Below are 19,586 nucleotides of genomic sequence, written 5' to 3'. Positions count from 1 at the left end.
ATAAAAAACTTGGCTTTTGCCAAGTTATCTTTCTTCATGATAATCATAACATATTCTATTTTTTGTGGTCGAATTAATTTCTCTCTTTCAACCTTTTTTCACGTTCTTTATCAAAACAATAACGAATTATCTCTTGTCGATCTTTTTGGGTGATGGAATGAAAATGTAATGATACGACATTCATTCTGATATTAAGTTCACGGATGGTAACAATTTCTGCTTGAGCGTACGCATAGTGGATCTTATTTTGATATTTCCTTTCAAGAGGCATCCATATATCGACCATTTCACTTAGTACAAGTTCTACTTCTTTCGGAGCTAGGATAGCCACACCGCCGCCACTAATATCTAATGTTGTTGTTGTAAATGGCTCAAATTGCTGAAGAACACTATGGACTGCAATATCGATGGTAGCATCTACACGCACATATTCACGTCGTTGAATTCTACTCCATTGTTCTTCATTAGGTTTTGTTATATATAATGATGGGATTTTCGCCTTTTTTCTAGATGTGATTTTTGTTGGAAATCGATAAATTGCATCATCCTCACCCACATAGACAGCAGAAAAATAAGTACCCACGTTAAAGAATGTGGTTTTCAAAGTTTCTTTATGTACAGGATAATTTATAATATAGCTTTCTTCCGTTTCATCAATGATTGTACACAGATAGATATCTGTTTTGTTTCTATCACTATTTTTAATTTCTAATTGAATTTTCTGCCCTATTTGTAGCATAAAGTACCCCCGATATGAGATTAAAATAATACTTTATACTTATTATGACAAAATAGGAACAAAGGCGCAAGCGCCCGTTTGGCACAGTAACGATTGCGCCCCTGTTTTTAAGAGTGGTTCGACAATGGTCGAGTTTCCATTTCCATTGAGATAAAGGAATAACGGTGAGGTGAGGAGCCCATGATGACCTTCACCACAAGGGTATAAGCGCGACAAGCCTTATAAAGACAATCGGCAAGTCTTCTTTATCGTAGGTTATTTAGTTTAATTCGTTATTCTCAGGCACATCATTTTATGATTTCATAGATATTAAAAAAGGGGAAGGTTTTTTAAACCTTCCCTTATAAAACTTATAAAACTGAGTTATAATTTACTTCCTTACCGTCTAATTTTTCCACTAGTTCTTCTTGACCATTTTCTGCATTTATGAAAATTCGATAAGTCTCATCGTCCATGACACCGAGAAATTCATAAGTTAATATCTCCTCACCAGCATCATTATCAATAACTGCTAAGTGACTTTCTTGAATATCTACGGTACTATTCACATCATCTCTTGCTTCATCTTCTGAAATTTTTGGTTCGGGTATTTCTCTATCGGTGTGATTCATAAAATAACTATTAGTAGTCAGTCCTAGTAAGTCTCCGTTATCTAATCCGATTTTTACCTCAACAGCATCAGAATATACTCGAACACCATTATCGTTATATAAGAATGAATACACACCAATATGGTCATATTCACTACTTTGGAATAAAGTCATGTTCTCAAGTCCAAACGACTTTAAATATTCCTTTGCTTTTTCTGATCCTTCATTTAAACTGACTTGTTTTTCTCCCATTTCACGACTAACTAATAAATTTAGCGGATGCCCACCTTTTATTGCCATGTCCATATATCCATGTTCTTCCTCTGTATTATAGGAAATACTATAAAATGGTGTATCAGCACCATCACCGCTTTCAGAAATCGCAAGTAATTCTTTATCTTCAATTTCAAATATTTCCATAGCTCTTTGTAATGCTTCATTTTCTGTGACTTCAGGTCCTGTCAAATTTTTATAAGCATGATCTTGCGTTTTCGTACTTATCGTTGAATTTTCTGGAGCACCCTGTCCAAACCCTTCAACCGATTTTTCTACAGTTTGAAATCCATTAACAATTGTATTATCTTGTTGTGCGTTCTCATCTGATAACGCGAGTTCAACGTCCATCCAACTTAACCCTTCATCTAAAGCAGCATGTTGAACTTGTCTTAATTCGTCTTTAATTTGTCCAGACTGAGCGTAATAGTCTTTTAATTTCTGGGTTTCTTCTTCCGTTAATGGATTATCATCTAAATTTCGAACTGCAGTTTGATAAGTGAATTCACCTATATCTGATAAAAATTGTTCAGTTTTATGAAAAGGTAATAACCCTAAGGGTAATTGACCTACATTCGAATGTGCTTGTGATGTTAATCTCCAAATATCCACGAATTGAGGCGATAAACGTTCTTTCGAATTCATCGCTAGTGCAGTTCCAATCTCATCGTTTAATAAATCCATATGATAGGTTAACTCATGAAATGAACGTTGGTATTCATTTTCCGCTTGTATTTTTATTTCATTTTTTTCACTATATTCGTTATACCCCCATACCGCTGTTCCAATTACTGCTACACTAAGAACACCTATTGCGATCCAGCGAAACATAATTCTCACACCTTCCTATTTACAAAATATATGTTTTCCAATTTGTTTAATCTGTGGTCTCGTCCATATCCAGCCAGAAGTTGCAGTATCAGGATTAAAATAGTAAAGGGCATTTCCAGATGGATCCCAACCATTAATAGCGTCTAGAACGGCTTCTTTAGCTCTTTCATTCGGCTCTAACCAAATCTGGCCATCGGCTACTGCCGTAAAAGCACGAGGTTCAAAGATAACACCTGACACTGTATCTGGAAATAACGCACTATTTAACCGGTTAAGGATAACAGCTGCTACAGCCACTTGACCTTCATAAGGTTCACCTCTTGCTTCACCATATACTGCATTTGCCATTAGTTGAATATCATTTTGAGAATAACCCTGCGGAACATTTACAGCGGTAGTTCCACCATTGCCTTCGCTTGTATTTCCACCACCAGGATTACTTTGATCATCTGTGTTCCTATCTCCTCCACCATAGTGTGTAAACTGATTTCCTTTGTTTATTTGCTCATTTACATATTCTTTATCATAATTACTTGCTTGCACCAATTTATCCTTCGTTGTTTGCCCTGCCATACCATCTATTTCCATTCCAAATTCATATTGGAAATTTCGTAAGGCCCAATACGTACCCCAACCAAAGACACCATCAATATTACCGTTATAAAAACCTAAATACTGTAGTCTAGCTTGTAGCTCAATAACATCTTCACCAACCGCACCTTGTTGGATTACTTGATTACTAAATGCATATGTTTTTGTATTGTCTGTCTGCACAAAATACAAAGTGAGACTACTACAAACAACAAGTATTAACATGATCGCCTTATATGTTTGATGCATTTTTATTTCCTCCGTTCCTTGTTATAGGATGCACCACTATTTTTTGTGTTATTTCCTTTTTTATTCATTCAGAATAGAAATAATAAAAAACTACCTAACAATCAACGAAATGATTGTTAGGTAGTTTATTCTAATTAGTTAATGTATTTTCATTAGCTCGTTTTAACCTGTATAACGCAAATATCCAACATATAACCATAAAAGGAGTCAAAATTAATATAAAACTACTGAATCCTTTTAAAATAAAATTATATGCTCCATGCAGAAGAAATGGTATTAAAAATGCGAGAGTGAGATTTCTATTTTTGTTATCTGGATGTGTCTTGGCTTTCCCTAAATAATATCCCATAATAATCCCAAATAACGCATGAGAAGACACTGGGAAAATGGCGCGCATAAATGCATACTCTATTCCATTGGTAATTAAATAAAGAATATTCTCGATAGAAGCAAACCCTAAACTAAGTGAACTGGCATAAACAATACCATCATAATGATTATCAAATTCTTCATGTTGATACATTACAAACATAAATACAAACCATTTAAAAAACTCTTCAAGTAAAGCAATTTGAAAAAAAGCCTCGACAAAAATAGAATTGTAATTAAATTCACTAGATATTGCATATTGGATAAACATAATTGGTAGAACGAGTAAAGCACCTAATATAAACATCCGTATAATTAACCGGATGGGTTCAGTTATTTTATCCTTCAAATAAATATACGATAGCAAAGCTATTGCAGGAGCTATACCAACTGATAATATAGACAACATAAATATACCTCTTCTCTAAACCCAATTCGTTCACCTTAGTATCTAGTAATTATAATTACATGAATGAATTCCATAATTGCATTTTAGACAATGCATTTTTAATAATAGTTAGATATTAATGTTTGGAATAGAAGAACAACTTGAATTTGATTGGAATGGAAGACGACGACTCCTGCTCCGTATGGAGCTTGAAGATCCACTTAGAAATTGTGGGCTTATTTTTCAAGTTAGCTTAATCAGGTGCATTCTAAAAGCAATCGTCTGCTATGGAGATTAAACACTTACTTAAAATGGATGAAAAAGTGTATGTAAGGGTACTTCACTAGCAAGTCCTACCATGAGCTTGATTCGCGCTTTTTTACTATCATAATCTTTTCCTAAAATAACACCATTCTGTAATAAATCATACGTACTTCCTGGATAGTCGTAAGTTGGATAAACTTCTCCCTCTACTGCTGTTGTTGTGATAACCACTGCAATACCTTCTTCAATACATTGTCTAATTTCCTGCATCATCGTTGGGGATACTTGTCCTCTTCCAACGCCTTCAATGACAATTCCATCAACTTGATTTTCTCTAGCTGCTTTAATATATTTACCATCAGCATTCATATACACTTTGATAATATCTACTTCAGGTAAGTCCTTTCGTAGTTGATAATTATCTTTGAAAGTAGGCTTTTGAAATACGCGTACTTGATTATTATCAATAATTCCTAAATAGCCATATCCAAATGCATTAAATCCCTGAATATTTGAAGCGTGTTCCTTACGAACATAACGTGAATGAAAAATACGCTCATTAAATACTACTGTGACCCCAACTTCATTTAATTCTTCACTACAAGCAGTTAGAACTGCATTTTTTATATTAATATAAGAATCTGTACCTATTTCTATCGGAGAGCGCTGTGAACCTGTAAAAACAATTGGAATATGATAATCTGTGATTAGATTCATAAAGTAAGAAGATTCTTCTAATGTGTCAGTTCCTTGTGTAATGACTATTCCATCAAAGCTATTGTTTAATAAAAGTTCATCCATTTTTGATTTTAATACAAGTAAATCTTGAAATGTTAAGTGTATGCTTGCTTTTTGAAATATAGAATGGACGACTACCTCGATTCCATTAGGAATATCGCATTTCTCTAGTAATTCTTCCCCGGTTAGTACTCCTGATTCTAATTTATCACTGTTTGGTTTTTTTTCGCTTGCTATGGTACCACCAGTAGCTAATAGTAAGATTTTTTTAGTCATTGCTAACCCTTCTTTTTATGTAATTATTTCTTACTATATTATCCTTTGCCAAAGAAAATCTTTCAAGTATATTTTATCTTATAAGTATAAATGCTGAATAGAATCATTTTTTTAATATAAGTTATATAGAAAGCTAACTGTAAAAAATCCACAAAGTAAAGAGTCTTCGTGGATTTGTTTTCATATATTCTTTTTTTTATATAAAATTGATTTTGTTATTGGAATTCCATGAAAGCGACCATTTTCAATAAAGACCTTATTATTGTCATATCCTGCAGCAATTACTCCAGCAATATACAAATTTTCCATATTTGTTTCCAAGGTATTTTCATCAAATTGAGGCTTCCCTGTTTCCTTGTTTATTTCCACTCCCGCTTGTCTTAATAAGGAATAGTTTGGTTGATATCCCGTCATAGCAAATACAAAATCATTATCAATTGTATATGTATTCCCATGGACTTCGTACGTTAATGTATGGTCACTAATTTTTGTCACCGTAGCTTCAAATATCATATCTACTTTACCATTACGAACTAAAGACTCAAATTCAGGCAATATCCATGGTTTAATACTTTTAGAGTAATGGTTACCTCGATATAAGACTGTCACATGAGCGCCAGCTTTATGTAACTCAATTGTGGCATCTACGGAGGAATTTTTACCTCCAATAACAACTACGTTTTGATCAAAGTAAGGATGCGCTTCTTTAAAATAATGCGTAACTTTTGGCTTGGATTCTCCAGGAACCTCTAAAAAATTTGGTTGATCATAATAACCCGTTGCTAATATGACATAGGATGCGTAATATACGTTTAGTTCTTCGTGTATATTTGATGTTGTAATAGTATAACCTGTGCCATTTTTATCTTTAAGCAGTTCTATTACTTTCTCATATGGTCGTATACGTAGATTTTTTCTTTGTGCAACTTCTCTATAATATACCATTGCTTGATTTCTTACTGGTTTTTTATTTTCTGTAATAAAAGGAACATCACCAATCTCAAGTCTGTCGCTTGAACTAAAAAAAGTCTGATGTGTAGGATAATTACTTATGGTTTGGACAACATTTCCTTTTTCTAATAGTAATGGTTCTATTCCTTCTTTTTGTAATTCTAGAGCAGTAGCCATACCACATGGACCTGCACCAATTATAATTACTTCCTCCTGTTGCATGAATTGCCCTTCTTTCCCTGCCAGATTTAAAATGACGCCTGACATAAAAGAAATTATTCAAAGAAAACAACTGGATGGATGAAATTCCCTCGTGCAATTGTTTGAGTCAACCTCTCGATCTGCTTTCTTCTGCAGACACTATATATGGTTTCAAAGTTTTACGTGCTCTGAATTGTTCAGTATTTGAATTTTTTCTATTTATTATGTCTAGCGTCATTCATACTTACTTATTTATTATAAACAATACATTTACACCCAACCACGGAAACGAGATGCTTCTGCCATCTTTCTTACACCAACCATATAAGCAGCTAACCTCATATCAATTCTTCGTGTTCTAGACATGTTATAAATGTTGTTAAATGATTTTATCATTATTTCGTGTAATTTGTTATCGATTTCTTCTTCTGACCAATAGAATCCTTGGTTATTTTGTACCCATTCAAAGTAGGATACAGTAACTCCACCTGCAGAAGCTAAAACATCCGGTACAATCAATATATCACGTTCAGTTAGGATTTTAGTTGCTTCCATTGTTGTAGGTCCATTAGCTGCTTCAACTACTATCGAAGCTTTAATATTATGTGCATTTTCACGGGTAATCTGATTCTCAACAGCAGCCGGAACAATAATATCACAGTCTAATTCAAATAATGCATCATTGGAAATAGTATTATTAAATAATTTCGTAACAGTACCAAAACTGTCTCTACGATCTAATAAATAATCGATATCTAATCCTTCTGGATCGTACAAGGCCCCATAAGCATCAGATATTGCGACAACTTTCGCACCTGCATCGTGTAAAAACTTTGCTAAGAAGCTTCCAGCATTTCCAAAACCTTGGATAACAACACGGGCTCCTTTAATATCTATCCCTTTCTTTTTAGCTGCTTCATTTAATACAATCGTTACACCTTTTGCTGTAGCAGATTCTCTTCCATGTGATCCACCAAGAACAATTGGTTTACCAGTAATAAACCCTGGATTGTTAAATTCATCAATTTTACTATACTCATCCATCATCCACGCCATAATTTGTGAGTTAGTAAACACATCAGGTGCTGGAATATCTTTTGTCGGTCCTACAATTTGACTAACCGCACGCACATAACCACGGCTCAATGCTTCTAATTCACGGAAAGACATTTCACGAGGATCGCAAATAATTCCACCTTTAGCTCCACCATAAGGAAGATCAACAATCCCCGATTTTAAACTCATCCAAATAGAAAGCGCCTTTACTTCTGTCTCTGTAACATCAGGATGAAAACGTATACCACCTTTGGTAGGGCCAACTGCATCATTATGTTGAGCACGATAACCTGTAAATACTTTTACATTTCCGTCATCCATTCTTACTGGAATACGGACTGTTAGAATCCGCATTGGTTCTTTCAATAGTTCAAATACTTCTTCGGGGTAACCAAGTTTATCCAATGCACTCTTAATAATAGTTTGTGTTGTATTTAAAACATCCATATTTTCTTGATTCACATTTGAAGAATCTGCTGCTTTATCGGCTACCATGAATTAACCTCCTACAATATATATCCTTGTTTTGCCCACTCAAAAATTAGTATACACTTTCAAACAGAATATGCAATAACATAAATCAAATCTGACCCCTATTATCAGATGTTCTTATAATGGAATTATTCTAAATAATCTCGCTTATTTATAATCAATTCTATTCGAATCGTATTATTAGTAAAAGAAACGCTTAATTTGTTGAACAGTATTCTCTTTCATAATTAGTTTCCCATATTCCTCGATTCGGTGAGATGTGACTATACTAGGGTTAGCGTATTCAGACATGACTCCAATTATATCTTCTTTATCGACAAGTGATAATTCAATGTGATCTAAAATCATATAATATCTATCATCCATATGATAAAGTCTTATGTTTTCCAATCCCATAGGATCTAGATAAGATATAACAGAAATTATATCTTCAAAGTCAATAAAGGAGAAAATTAACTCTTTACTCTCATCCAATGTAACCTTCATTTCAATATAATCCTCATCTTCATTATTATCTTCATATTGTTGAGTTACAAATATATGCATTCCTTGAGCTTGCATTAAATGAACTTGAACTAATAGCATTCCCTCTAATTCAATACCAAGTTCACTACTTGCTTCATACATCATATCACTGAATAAGCTTCGAACATTTGATGCATCATGCCATAAATCTTCTCTTGTAAAACCACGTTCAATGAGATCATCGAACGTTAAAAAAATCTTAAATTGATCTGTAGAAACTCGTTCTATTCGCATCCTGCATCCTCCCCCTTATCGAAGTGCTCATTCTACATTACACTGCACAGAATATAGTGGATGTTTAGAAGCACTTTATATACTATATGCATTTTATCCTAGTGATGAACAGTTCAAACTTGTTTCATTTATTCAATCAAAAAAATATTAAAATCAACTATCCATAAGATACCTGAAACCAGCACGGATAATATGATAATTACCATTATAAGACGAAATAAAGAAAAATTTAATTTCAATCGCATGCGCTTAGAATTATAATGAACATCTTTTCTTGGTGGTAAGTTTAATATATCCATTTCCAACTCTTTATGCTTGGATATTTGTATTGAGTCACTGTTAAATTCTTGATTAGAACTATCATTTAGTTCTTCTACCGCTTTTCTTAAGTCATCAGCTTGATCTTTCTTTACCTCTTCAGTAATATTCGACATGCTAAGCACCTCATTTCTTGAAACGGATAATTAAACCTAATACTAAATCAATGATAAAATGAGCGGTAATTGTAATAAGTAAATTTTCTGTACGTTCAAATATCCAACCAATAAAAAAGCTTACTAAAACTATTGATAAAAATAATACCGTTTTTTTTAAATATCGGATATGTACCAAAGCAAATAAAAGACTTGCAAATACATAACCAAAAGTAGTTTGAATTGTTCCTCGGAATAATAATTCTTCACAAATTGCAACTAACAATGTAAATCCAATAATGAACAAGATAGGTTGCTTTTTAAAAATTCGTTTATTAATTCCACCATCGTCAAAAGATTCATTTGGAAAAACGCTCATCAGTATAATATCAAAAACAATCACAATGAATGCCGAACCAAAGCCGATTAATAATATTTCATTCACGTTAGCATCGAAGTAATCCAACCATACTTTCCAAGAAGGAAATAAAATAAGACTTAACACAATACTTATAACTAAAAATAAAATTTGTGAAAAAACTAATTGATATCGTAATTCTTTATCCGATAATTGCTTAATAATCTCATCTTGTTTCATGTTCTACCTCGGTAATATGAAAAATAGATTGTAATTTACTTTCCCAAGATAAAAACTCAGTAGTTCTATTCTCGGTTGTTTCCGGTAGCCACTCACTCCACTGAAAATAACAATTACTACAACATTGTCCTACACTGGGGCGATAGCTGTCTTGAAAAGGCATGTACAGTTTTTGACGATAGCATTGATCACTATTTACCCAGTTGATCATCTCCGCCAATTTCTTCTCTTTATAGGTTACTCGTTCTTCTATATAATTACTTATCTCTTTTTTTATCATTTCTATACTAACATCTTCTGTAATCAATTGATTTTCCACTATCATATCATGTTTTTCTATCTGTGACCGTATGAACCTCCATTGAACTTCACTAATCTGAAGATGGGAAATTACTTCTTCATCAATAATGGTATGATGACCTTGATTTGATAAGCCCTGTAGCCAATCAACAATTCGGTATACATCTTCTTTTGTTGGCAGTTCTTGTTGAATAATTTGTCTAGGTAATGCCCAGTCACCACTAGCATATAAGATCACTGCCACACTCTCTTTTCCATCTCTCCCTGCTCTTCCAACTTCTTGGATATAAGACTCTATTTGTGAAGGTAAATGATAATGAATAACAAGTCTTATATCAGGTTTATTGATACCCATACCAAAAGCACTTGTACAACAAATCACATCTAGCTGGTTATTCATAAATTGTTGTTGAATATGTATTCGATCGGTCGCTTCCATTCCACCATGATAATACGCAATATTTCTATTTTGTATGGTGGATGATAACCATCTAGAGGTTTCCTCAGCTAAATAACGACTTGTGAAATAAATCAAAGTCGGTACATGGTATTGTTGAATTATTTCCTGAATTCGATCTTTCTTTTCGTTCATACTTTCAATCTTTTCTATACAAAAAGCGATATTATCTCTATCCATTGGAAAGATATGCTTCGTTATACGGGTTCTATTTAAACTATTAATGATATCGTCTTGTACATCTGGCGTAGCGGTCGCACTTAATGCCAAGATAGTAGGATTTTCCAGCTTAGCAATGATGTCATGAAGTTTTAAGTAGTCTGGGCGAAACTCATGTCCCCATTGTGATATACAGTGAGCCTCATCAATTACGAATAATGTGACATTAATTTGCTGCAGTTTATCAATAAAAATAGAATTCTGAGCCCATTCGGGAGAGAGATAAATTAGACGATAATTTCCTAAATTATTTAGAACATTGTGCCTTTCCTCTCTAGAGAGAAAACTGTTTAATGCAATAGCGTCCTTAATTCCCTTTGCTTTTAATTCCTTTACCTGGTCTATCATTAAAGATATTAACGGCGATACAACGATTGTCACTCCATTTTGTAAAATTGCTGGAAGCTGGTAGCAGATTGACTTGCCAGAACCTGTTGGTAGTACACCGAGCACATCATTACCATTCATTACATCTGTAATAATCTCTTCCTGCCCTTGGCGAAAACTATCATATTGGAAATAATATTTTAGAGCTTCCTGCAAGTTAAATTTGGACTCTATCATTGGTTTCCCCCCTACTCGTTCCTATTAAAGCTAAAGTAAGTCGAATTTCAAAATAACTAACATTAGTATCCAAGCATTGTTTAATTTCTCGAAGACGAAAGGTATTTGACCTCTTCATTGCTTGAAAAATAATTTCTACTGTTTCTTTACTAACAAAATTATAAATAGGAAAATGATGATCCCGGATTGCTATTTCTACAATATGGTCTTGAATTGTATTTATCTTTAAATTTCTAATACGAACGATATCATTAATTTGATGTCCTTTTTTTAATAAGGTATAAGTTTTAGCCGCGCTACTACTTAAGGTTGTATGGTCATCTCGTAAGTCTTCAATTATTGACTGCATTATCGGATACTTATCAAGTTTTGTATGTATATTGTAAAGGAATTGCATGATTACTTTAGAAAGCAATAACTCAATGTTTTCATGATCAAGTTTATATTTCTGAGATAGTTGTTCCATACTCAATCCATAGTAATTGTACCCAGATAGTCGATCTACAAAAATAGAAGCTTCTGTATCACCAAGTAACAAAAGTTGTTGATGCAGCTCTTGATATAATCGAGTTTGAATTATGTCTAAGTGATCTTTATATAAATGAAATTTTCGTTTTACAAAACTTTCAGCAATCCACTTATCTGTGGTTGGTATAAAATTATAATTCCGTTGATATGTATTTGCTATAGTTTGAATTAAAAGTAGTAATCGATCTGTAAATGGCTGTACTAGTTGATGATATTCTATTCCGTGAAATCCTTCTATTTGGGCTGGTTGCATATCTACAAATTCTTTACCTTTTGTTGTTGTTTCAAAATAACTATTATCCATTTGTGTTAAGTAATGATGACGATGTAAATGAACAATCTTCTTATCATATGTTTCTTTTGATAACGAAGGCAAGATACCATAAAAAGAATCAATTCTGTACAAATAAGCATCTTGAACAGTTTGAATTGATTTTTTAGCAGTTAACAAATAATAAATACTTGATGCAGAACGCTCTGCTTGGATTTTCTCAAAACAATATAAAATAATACGTTCAAGAAACATAATGACCTCCTTGTATATAGGGAGACTACCATCAGTGGAGTTCTTTTATTTACACTGAAAGTATATAACTTATTATAACGATTGATCGTTGATTTGAAAATTGATAGAACAATGGATATATTAGGATATGCTCTTCTATCTTTTTATTTACAATTATATCATCGACCAGAAAAATACCCTATAGGTGAGACTAATAGTCTTCTCTATAGGGTATGACTGTTTGTAAAATTTTCCTATGCAAGTAACATTACGTGTGCGGGAATAACGAATCCCCCATAGATTAAAGTTTTACATTATGGTTTTGTTGGGAAGTGATTGTCATTATATTCTTTTAATAATTGCTTTACTATTGGATATAGCAATAAAAGGAATATTCCATTACCTATTGCATGTGCTGTATCAAATGGTAGTCCGGCTATATAATAAGGAATAAAATAACCAGTTACTTGATAGGTTGTTAATGAGATAACAAATCCATATAAATAACCAGAAAAGATACCAAATGTTACAATAAACCACAGTGGGATTTTCGTTACATATTTACCAATTAAACCACTTATTAAACCTATCATACACCAGGAAATCATTTGCCATATTGTCCATATACCCATGCCTAATAACATATTGGACAAAAAAGTAGTTAGTAATCCAACGATGATAGAAGACAATGGACCTAATAGAACTCCACAAACAATTATAATAGCTGTAACTGGCTGTACATTGGGAAGAAATTGAAATGCGTACCTGCCACCAACTGCTAACGCGCTTAGAATTGCCAGAAGTGTTAGTTTATACGTATTCATAACCTATTCCCAAGACTGCAAATCAAAAACAACCTCATCTCCTGGTGATAATTCATAATCACCAGCACCTACGGTAGCCATTTCACCATTCACTGTATATATCCAAGCTGTCTTTTCTTCATCACTAGCTTCCACACGTTCAATGGATGTAATAAATCCACTGTCATCTGATTCTATATAAAAGTTTTCTTCTAATACGTCTAATAGAATATCTCCTTCTTCAATGGAGATTGATTCCTCATTTATATGTTCACTTCCATGATCAATTGATATTGTTATACGAACTTCATCTTCAGCCAATTCTTGAGAAGATTCATTTGTGCTAACTCTCGTATTACTATTGTTTTCCTCGGCAGTATCATTTGCACAACCTAAAAGTAATCCTATCGATAGTAACAATACCCCTACATATGAAAACCATTTTTTCAAAAATACCATCTCCTTTTCTACTTTGAAAGCGTAAAGCCGAAGTTTACAGAAAGAGACCGTCTGCATTGGAAATCAATCAGAGTAACATTCGGTATTTCATATTGCGTAAAACTTTTGTTCCAGTCTTTTCAATATATTACCATAATTTTTCAATGTTATTTCTGCTTTATTGGAATTTCAAAACTAAACGTTGTACCAACATCTAGTTTACTTTTTACATAGATTGATCCATGATGAGCGTCAATAATATTTTTAGCAATGGCTAAACCTAAACCAGTTCCTTGTTTTTCTTTTTTCACTCGTGATTTGTCCGCTTTGTAGAAGCGTTCAAATATAAACGGTAAGTCTTCTTCTGGAATCCCACTACCACTATCTTTCACTTCTACATATAATTTATCTTGATTACTAGTAGCAAAAACTTTTACAAATCCATTATTTGAGGTATGTCGAATTGCATTATCGATTAAATTAGTTAAAACTTGTTCTATACGATCCGGATCCATTTCCCCAATTTGATGTTCGATATTTGTTGTTAGTTCCAAATCGACCATTTCATCACGAGAAATCCCTTGAAACTTATGAACGATTCTTTCAATAAATGGTTGGATAGCTACAGAATCCAAACGTAACTGAATTTGACCTGCCTCCATCCTTGCTAAATCAAGCAATTCATTGACTAACCTTCCCATTCTTAGTGATTCTTCATAAATAATCTGTGCTAATTCATTTTTCTCTTCTTTTGAACTAGCGACATCATCTACGATTGCCTCACTATATCCCTGTAGCATCGAAATAGGAGTACGAAGTTCATGAGAAACATTTGCAATAAAATCTTTTCTCAACTTATCTAGTCTTCTTTCCTCCGTCATATCTCGGATTACTGCAACACATCCACGTACATGGGAGTCATCATATAATGGTGTAACGAGCATTACATAACTGCGACCTTGTACTGCAGACTCTTTCAGGACGGCATGTTCTTTTGTAATGACTTCTAGCAAGGCTTCCTTCACTTCTGTTGGTAAATGATTCAGTTTCTTCGTTTCTTCGGGATTTTGATAAAACCATTCATCCATATATTTCTTTGCTGGTGGATTAATAACCAAAACTTCGCCTTCACGGCTTAATGTAAATACACCATCTGCCATAGAACTGACAATACTGGAAAGTTGTTCTTTTTCCTGGCGTAACGCATTAATATGATAATTTAATTGTCGTCCCATGCGGTTAAATTCAATTGCTAGTTCACCAATTTCATCACGTGTAAGTACAGGAACTTTTGTATTAAATTCCCCTCTTGTTAAGTTATGTGCTGCTTCTTTCATCTTTATCAATGGCGAAGTGATACGCGTGGATAAAAAGACAGCAAAAAATGTAGTTAAAAGTATGGCAATCCCTGCACTCAATAAAATAAGTTTCGTCGTTTGATCTTTAGTCTGATTAATCATATCTAGTGATTTATAAACAAATACTGCTCCGCCATCATCAATTGGTGCCCCTACAAGAATTACTTCTGTATTATTAGTTGTATAAAATTGATTACTAATTTGTTGTTTTTCCTCAATGACAGTGAAAATTTCTTCTTGTCCTTCTAACCAGTCTACATTAAATTCTTGAAGATTCTCATCATTGCTATCTGATATCCAGTTATCTTGTTCAGAATACATAATAGCAACTCGACTAGAAGGGTCTTTCAACATCTCTGTCACTTCCTCAATAAAAGGCTGTTCATAATCGGTTTCTACTAGGGAAGATATTTTTGTTGCCATTTGTTTCATTTCATTTTCAGCTTCTTGTATATGGTAGTTATCAAAGAACTGCATAAGGAAAAAGGTGAGCACACATAGAACAAAAGATACTAATAATAAAATGGTTAAAGACAGTTTACCTACAACACTTTTCCAAAACATCAGCTATCCTCTACCTCAAATTTGTATCCTACACCCCAAACTGTCACGATCATTTGTGCCGCTTCTTTAGATACTGTATTTAATTTTTCTCTGAGTCTCTTTACGTGTGTATCTACAGTTCGTAAATCACCAAAAAACTCATATTGCCATACTTCTTTTAACAGCTGTTCTCTATTAAATACTTTATCTGGAGCGTTTGCTAAAAAGCACAATAGCTCATATTCTTTTGGAGTTAAGCTTACTTCTTGATTATCGGCTGCTACTCGATGTGCATCATGATCAATTGTCAGATGTGGAAATACAAGCATATTTTTAGATGATGTATCTACTTCTTGATAAGCTTTCGCTGATACTCTTCGAAGTAGTGCTTTTACTCGAAGCACAGCTTCTCTTGGACTGAATGGCTTTACAATATAATCATCAGCTCCAACCTCAAACCCTTGTACACGGTTCGATTCCTCACCTTTAGCAGTTAACATGATCACAGGTGTATCCTTTTCCTTACGTAATTCTTTACATACTTCAATACCGTCTTTTTCAGGCATCATAATATCTAATATAATCACATCATAATCATTAGCTAACGCTTTTTCTAAAGCAACATTTCCATCAGCTGCTTCATCTACTTCAAAATCTTCTTTTTCTAAGTACATTTTAATTAATCGACGTATTCTATCTTCATCGTCAACTACTAGTATTCTGTGTGTTATATCCATCATCGAACCTCCTCAGGTCAATTCTATATAAATTATAAACGAATCTATAATAAAAGTTAAGAATTCTAGTGTTCATAATATGTTCACATAATTATGTGATGAGAATTTTTTTATTTGAATTAATTTCATAATAAGATATTTTAAGTAACATCCACATGTTCGCTATTTTATTTTCATTGAAGACGGACGTTTTCCGCAGACACGACTTCAGCTCTTGAAGAGAAGAAAACGTATAAAGTGAATCTTCAGCTCGTGCTGTTTCTGCTGGAGTCGCCGTCTTCCATTCAATCAAAGTCAAGTAGTAGCTATAATATGAACATTAAATATAATTTTTACTAAAATGTTCGTTTTTAAATAAAATTAGCAATTATGAACCTAGCTCAATTAATAATACCTATAAAAAATCCGAACTATCAAACGCATACAACAATCTATGCGATGTATAGTTCGGATAGTATTTAAAAACTTATTTTGTCAATTAAGCATAAGAATGTAGACCTGCTAGTACTAAGTTGACAACAATTAAGTTAAACATGATAATTGCAAAGCCTACTACTGCTAGCCATGCAGATTTTTCACCATGCCAGCCTCTTGATAATCTTAAATGTAAGAAAGCAGCATAGAAGAACCACGTTATGAGTGCCCAAACTTCTTTTGGATCCCAACCCCAAAATCTGCCCCAGGCAATTTGTGCCCAGATTGCAGCAAAGATTAGTCCACCCAGTGTGAATACTGGAAATCCAATTGCCACAGAACGATACATGATCTCATCAAGCATATCTGGTTTTACACCTTTTAATACTGGTTGTAGTTTTTCTCCAATTCGTTTTCTTGTAAATAACAACGTTAATAAATAAATGGCTGATCCTGTAATGAATGACCAAACAACTGTATTAAATTTTCTGCCAGCATCAGCACCTTGCATCCATTGAGGAGCATCAATTATAGGTGACATTGCATTTTCCGTTAATAATTCAGCATTATTAGGTCCTGCAATTGCCGGAAGATGATATTCTGTCGTCGTTGTTGCGCCATTTTCCGTATATTCAAAAGTGGCTTGATAGGATGCCATATTAAATGCAGATGTGATAACAATAAAACCAATAAATAAAAATAGACAATATAAAACGATTTCTAGTGAAATATTACGTAACGAAACTTTTGATTGATCAATTTGACGGATTAAATACATTAGTCCAGCGACAAAACTGATAAACAGAATCCCTTGTCCAAGCGCTACAGTCGTTACATGAATACTTAACCAGTAACTTTGTAATGATGGAACTAAAGGTGATACTTCTGTCGAAAACATACTAGCATAAGCAATAATTATCATTGTAATTGGTAATGCAAATAATCCTAGAAATGCAGTTTTGTAATAAATATATATAATGATAAATGCTAGTATCATTGACATACCTAAGAATGTTGTAAACTCGAACAAGTTACTTACAGGTGCATGTCCTGTCACGGTCCAACGTGTAAAGAAATAAACAAGTTGTGAGACAAAACCCGCAATGGTAATATATAAGCCAATTGAGCCTGAAAGCGATTTTTGATGTCGTTCTTTCTTATTTTGACGAATGGCGCCACCAAAAAAGAATGTCGCAATCAAGTATAAAATAAACGCTATAAATAACGATCCATTACTAATACTTAATAAATCCATTGTTTATCCTCCTAATACTGGAGTAGTTGCTTTTTTAAGCAACTATTCCTCCAGTTCTTGTTGATCATTAACCATTTTAATTGAAGTACCTTCTAGTGATTTTTCAATATCCTTCTTAACCCCAAACCAATTTTTATTGGTATGTCCAGCTAAGAATACACCATTTTCCGTCGGATGAATCCATACACGTCGATGTTGCCAATACATGCCTTGAATGACTCCAATCATAAAGATAGCGGCACCTACGATAAAGAAAGGTAACGTCCGGTCAGCATTCAATGTTAAACCACTTGCATCTCTTAGTTCAAAATCTTCCATGCTAATCTTATAATCATTCTCTCCAGTAGCGTCGATATTTTTACCTATTCCTAAAAAGCTTACTTCGCCCGTTTCGGACTCTGGCGGGAATAAGGTTAATACAAACGCAGGATTCCTCGGATGATTTGTTTGTGAAACGGGATTTCCCTCTTCTGTCATCACATAATCAGGAAAATAATTTGTTACCTCTACTCTAAACCCATTATCTAATTCATAGGTAGATTGCGGTTCTGATAGGTCTATTGAAAATGTTGTTAAAGCTGATTCATTTTCATCGTCTGTCTCATGAATCTTAAATGTAAATGATTCAAATTCATTTACTTGATAACCTGATTGGTAAAGAGTGTAACCATCAAATTTTGCTGGTTCATTCATTCGTATCGATTGCCTAGATTGTTCCTCTAATTCTGGTTCTGCACCTGGAATATCTGTACTTTTTGCTTCGTAAATGATTACATCTGACTGGAAATTACTCGGTATTTCTCCCTCTTTTAAAATTGCTTCTTGAAACCTTTCGTCTTCAGGATCATGAGTTTCCATGACAAACTGTTCATTCTTTATGTAATATTGACCATCTGTTCCTGGGATTACCATCTGCTCCCCTTCTCTAATCCAAATGTACTCCTCTGAAAACATAAGGGGGGTTGTTCGCAATAGCGCTGCCAAAAGTATAATAATTAAACCAATATGATTTACGTAAGGACCCCAGCGGGAGAATCTACCCTTTTCAGCTAGAATATGGCCATTATCATAGGTAAGCTTGTATCTTGATTTTTTTAAGTTCGATGCTAATTGATCAATTTCTTCTTTGCTTACTTGATCAGTTTCACTATATAACCGTTGTCTTGATAAAAACTTAACATGCTTTTTAGCGCTTTGATTTCGTAACGCTCGAAATAATGGTACAAATCGATCTAAACTACAAATCACTAACGAAATACCAATTAATGCAATAAGTACCATATACCACCATGAGCTATATAAATTATGAAAACCAAGCTGGTAATATATTAAACCTAAGATACCATAACGATCTTCATAAAAGATAGCTGGATCACGAGATACTGCATTTTGCGGAATAAATTCTTCCTGTGGAAAAATAGTTCCAAAAATAGATGCGACTAAAGCGATAACAATCAACCAAACTCCTACTTTTACAGATGAAAAGAAACTCCAGATTTTATCTACAATTGACTTTTTATATGTTTGTGAACGACGAGCTGATCCATCATATCTCATATTTAACAGTTTGGAATCTTGGTTTCCATCAATATGTTGGTTCCCTTCAACGGGTTTTCCACAAGATTCACATAATACTGTTCCTTCGGGATTAACATGACCACACTCACATTTTATCTTATTCATACTA

The 19,586-nt window shown here is 33.6% G+C and carries 18 protein-coding genes; all 18 read right to left on the bottom strand.

Annotated elements, in window-relative coordinates:
- Positions 1–73: 73 nt before the first annotated feature.
- The 18 genes from AQ616_RS06285 to resB all read right to left on the bottom strand — a co-directional run bounded on the left by AQ616_RS06285 (position 74) and on the right by resB (position 19,582).
- The gene (locus AQ616_RS06285) at positions 74–739 is read right to left on the bottom strand and encodes a flagellar brake protein (protein WP_069685298.1); all 666 of its coding nucleotides are present in this window, start codon (positions 737–739) and stop codon (positions 74–76) included.
- A 350-nt stretch (positions 740–1,089) separates the two neighbouring features.
- Positions 1,090–2,433, bottom strand: coding sequence for a germination protein YpeB (gene ypeB / locus AQ616_RS06280; RefSeq protein WP_017796921.1), 1,344 nt, complete (start codon positions 2,431–2,433; stop codon positions 1,090–1,092).
- A gap of 15 nt (positions 2,434–2,448) precedes the next feature.
- A complete protein-coding gene (gene sleB, locus AQ616_RS06275; RefSeq protein ID WP_017796922.1) occupies positions 2,449–3,273 on the bottom strand; it encodes a spore cortex-lytic enzyme in 825 nt (274 codons plus the stop codon).
- 130 nt (positions 3,274–3,403) lie between these two features.
- Positions 3,404–4,051, bottom strand: a complete 648-nt coding sequence (gene prsW / locus AQ616_RS06270) for a glutamic-type intramembrane protease PrsW (RefSeq protein WP_017796923.1) — start codon at positions 4,049–4,051, stop codon at positions 3,404–3,406.
- 285 nt (positions 4,052–4,336) lie between these two features.
- Positions 4,337–5,308, bottom strand: a complete 972-nt coding sequence (locus AQ616_RS06265) for an asparaginase (protein WP_069685297.1) — start codon at positions 5,306–5,308, stop codon at positions 4,337–4,339.
- 180 nt (positions 5,309–5,488) lie between these two features.
- Positions 5,489–6,481 (bottom strand): YpdA family putative bacillithiol disulfide reductase, encoded by a 993-nt coding sequence (locus AQ616_RS06260; RefSeq protein ID WP_017796925.1) that lies wholly within the window; start codon positions 6,479–6,481, stop codon positions 5,489–5,491.
- 249 nt (positions 6,482–6,730) lie between these two features.
- Complete coding sequence (locus AQ616_RS06255; RefSeq protein WP_017796926.1) at positions 6,731–8,011, bottom strand: Glu/Leu/Phe/Val family dehydrogenase; 1,281 nt, start codon at positions 8,009–8,011, stop codon at positions 6,731–6,733.
- Between the two features lie 177 nt (positions 8,012–8,188).
- Positions 8,189–8,767, bottom strand: a complete 579-nt coding sequence (locus AQ616_RS06250; protein WP_017796927.1) for a genetic competence negative regulator — start codon at positions 8,765–8,767, stop codon at positions 8,189–8,191.
- A gap of 128 nt (positions 8,768–8,895) precedes the next feature.
- Positions 8,896–9,201 carry a hypothetical protein gene (locus AQ616_RS06245; RefSeq protein WP_017796928.1) on the bottom strand — a complete coding sequence of 102 codons (306 nt, stop codon included), beginning with the start codon at positions 9,199–9,201 and terminating at the stop codon, positions 8,896–8,898.
- Between the two features lie 10 nt (positions 9,202–9,211).
- Positions 9,212–9,778 carry a CPBP family intramembrane glutamic endopeptidase gene (locus AQ616_RS06240; protein ID WP_017796929.1) on the bottom strand — a complete coding sequence of 189 codons (567 nt, stop codon included), beginning with the start codon at positions 9,776–9,778 and terminating at the stop codon, positions 9,212–9,214.
- A complete protein-coding gene (locus AQ616_RS06235) occupies positions 9,765–11,318 on the bottom strand; it encodes a RecQ family ATP-dependent DNA helicase (RefSeq protein WP_069685296.1) in 1,554 nt (517 codons plus the stop codon). Before AQ616_RS06235 ends, AQ616_RS06240 begins: the two co-directional genes overlap by 14 nt.
- Positions 11,299–12,372 carry a YpbB family protein gene (locus tag AQ616_RS06230; protein ID WP_069685295.1) on the bottom strand — a complete coding sequence of 358 codons (1,074 nt, stop codon included), beginning with the start codon at positions 12,370–12,372 and terminating at the stop codon, positions 11,299–11,301. Before AQ616_RS06230 ends, AQ616_RS06235 begins: the two co-directional genes overlap by 20 nt.
- Positions 12,373–12,665: 293 nt before the next feature.
- Positions 12,666–13,175 carry an ECF transporter S component gene (locus AQ616_RS06225; protein ID WP_017796932.1) on the bottom strand — a complete coding sequence of 170 codons (510 nt, stop codon included), beginning with the start codon at positions 13,173–13,175 and terminating at the stop codon, positions 12,666–12,668.
- Between the two features lie 3 nt (positions 13,176–13,178).
- Positions 13,179–13,613: a DUF4430 domain-containing protein gene (locus tag AQ616_RS06220; RefSeq protein ID WP_240490470.1), complete on the bottom strand. Its 435-nt coding sequence runs from the start codon at positions 13,611–13,613 to the stop codon at positions 13,179–13,181.
- A 146-nt stretch (positions 13,614–13,759) separates the two neighbouring features.
- Complete coding sequence (locus AQ616_RS06215) at positions 13,760–15,514, bottom strand: ATP-binding protein (RefSeq protein ID WP_069685294.1); 1,755 nt, start codon at positions 15,512–15,514, stop codon at positions 13,760–13,762.
- Entirely contained in the window at positions 15,514–16,230 is a 717-nt protein-coding gene (locus AQ616_RS06210) for a response regulator transcription factor (RefSeq protein WP_069685293.1), read from the bottom strand. Before AQ616_RS06210 ends, AQ616_RS06215 begins: the two co-directional genes overlap by 1 nt.
- 478 nt (positions 16,231–16,708) lie before the next feature.
- Positions 16,709–17,899: a c-type cytochrome biogenesis protein CcsB gene (ccsB, locus tag AQ616_RS06205; protein ID WP_017796936.1), complete on the bottom strand. Its 1,191-nt coding sequence runs from the start codon at positions 17,897–17,899 to the stop codon at positions 16,709–16,711.
- Positions 17,900–17,941: 42 nt separating this feature from the next.
- Positions 17,942–19,582: a cytochrome c biogenesis protein ResB gene (gene resB, locus AQ616_RS06200; RefSeq protein ID WP_017796937.1), complete on the bottom strand. Its 1,641-nt coding sequence runs from the start codon at positions 19,580–19,582 to the stop codon at positions 17,942–17,944.
- Positions 19,583–19,586 lie beyond the last annotated feature (4 nt).

This window comes from Oceanobacillus sp. E9, assembly GCF_001741975.1.
GTDB lineage: Bacteria > Bacillota > Bacilli > Bacillales > Amphibacillaceae > Oceanobacillus > Oceanobacillus kimchii.
Note: the sequence above shows the minus strand (reverse complement) of the source record. Positions and strands in the feature narration are given on the sequence as shown.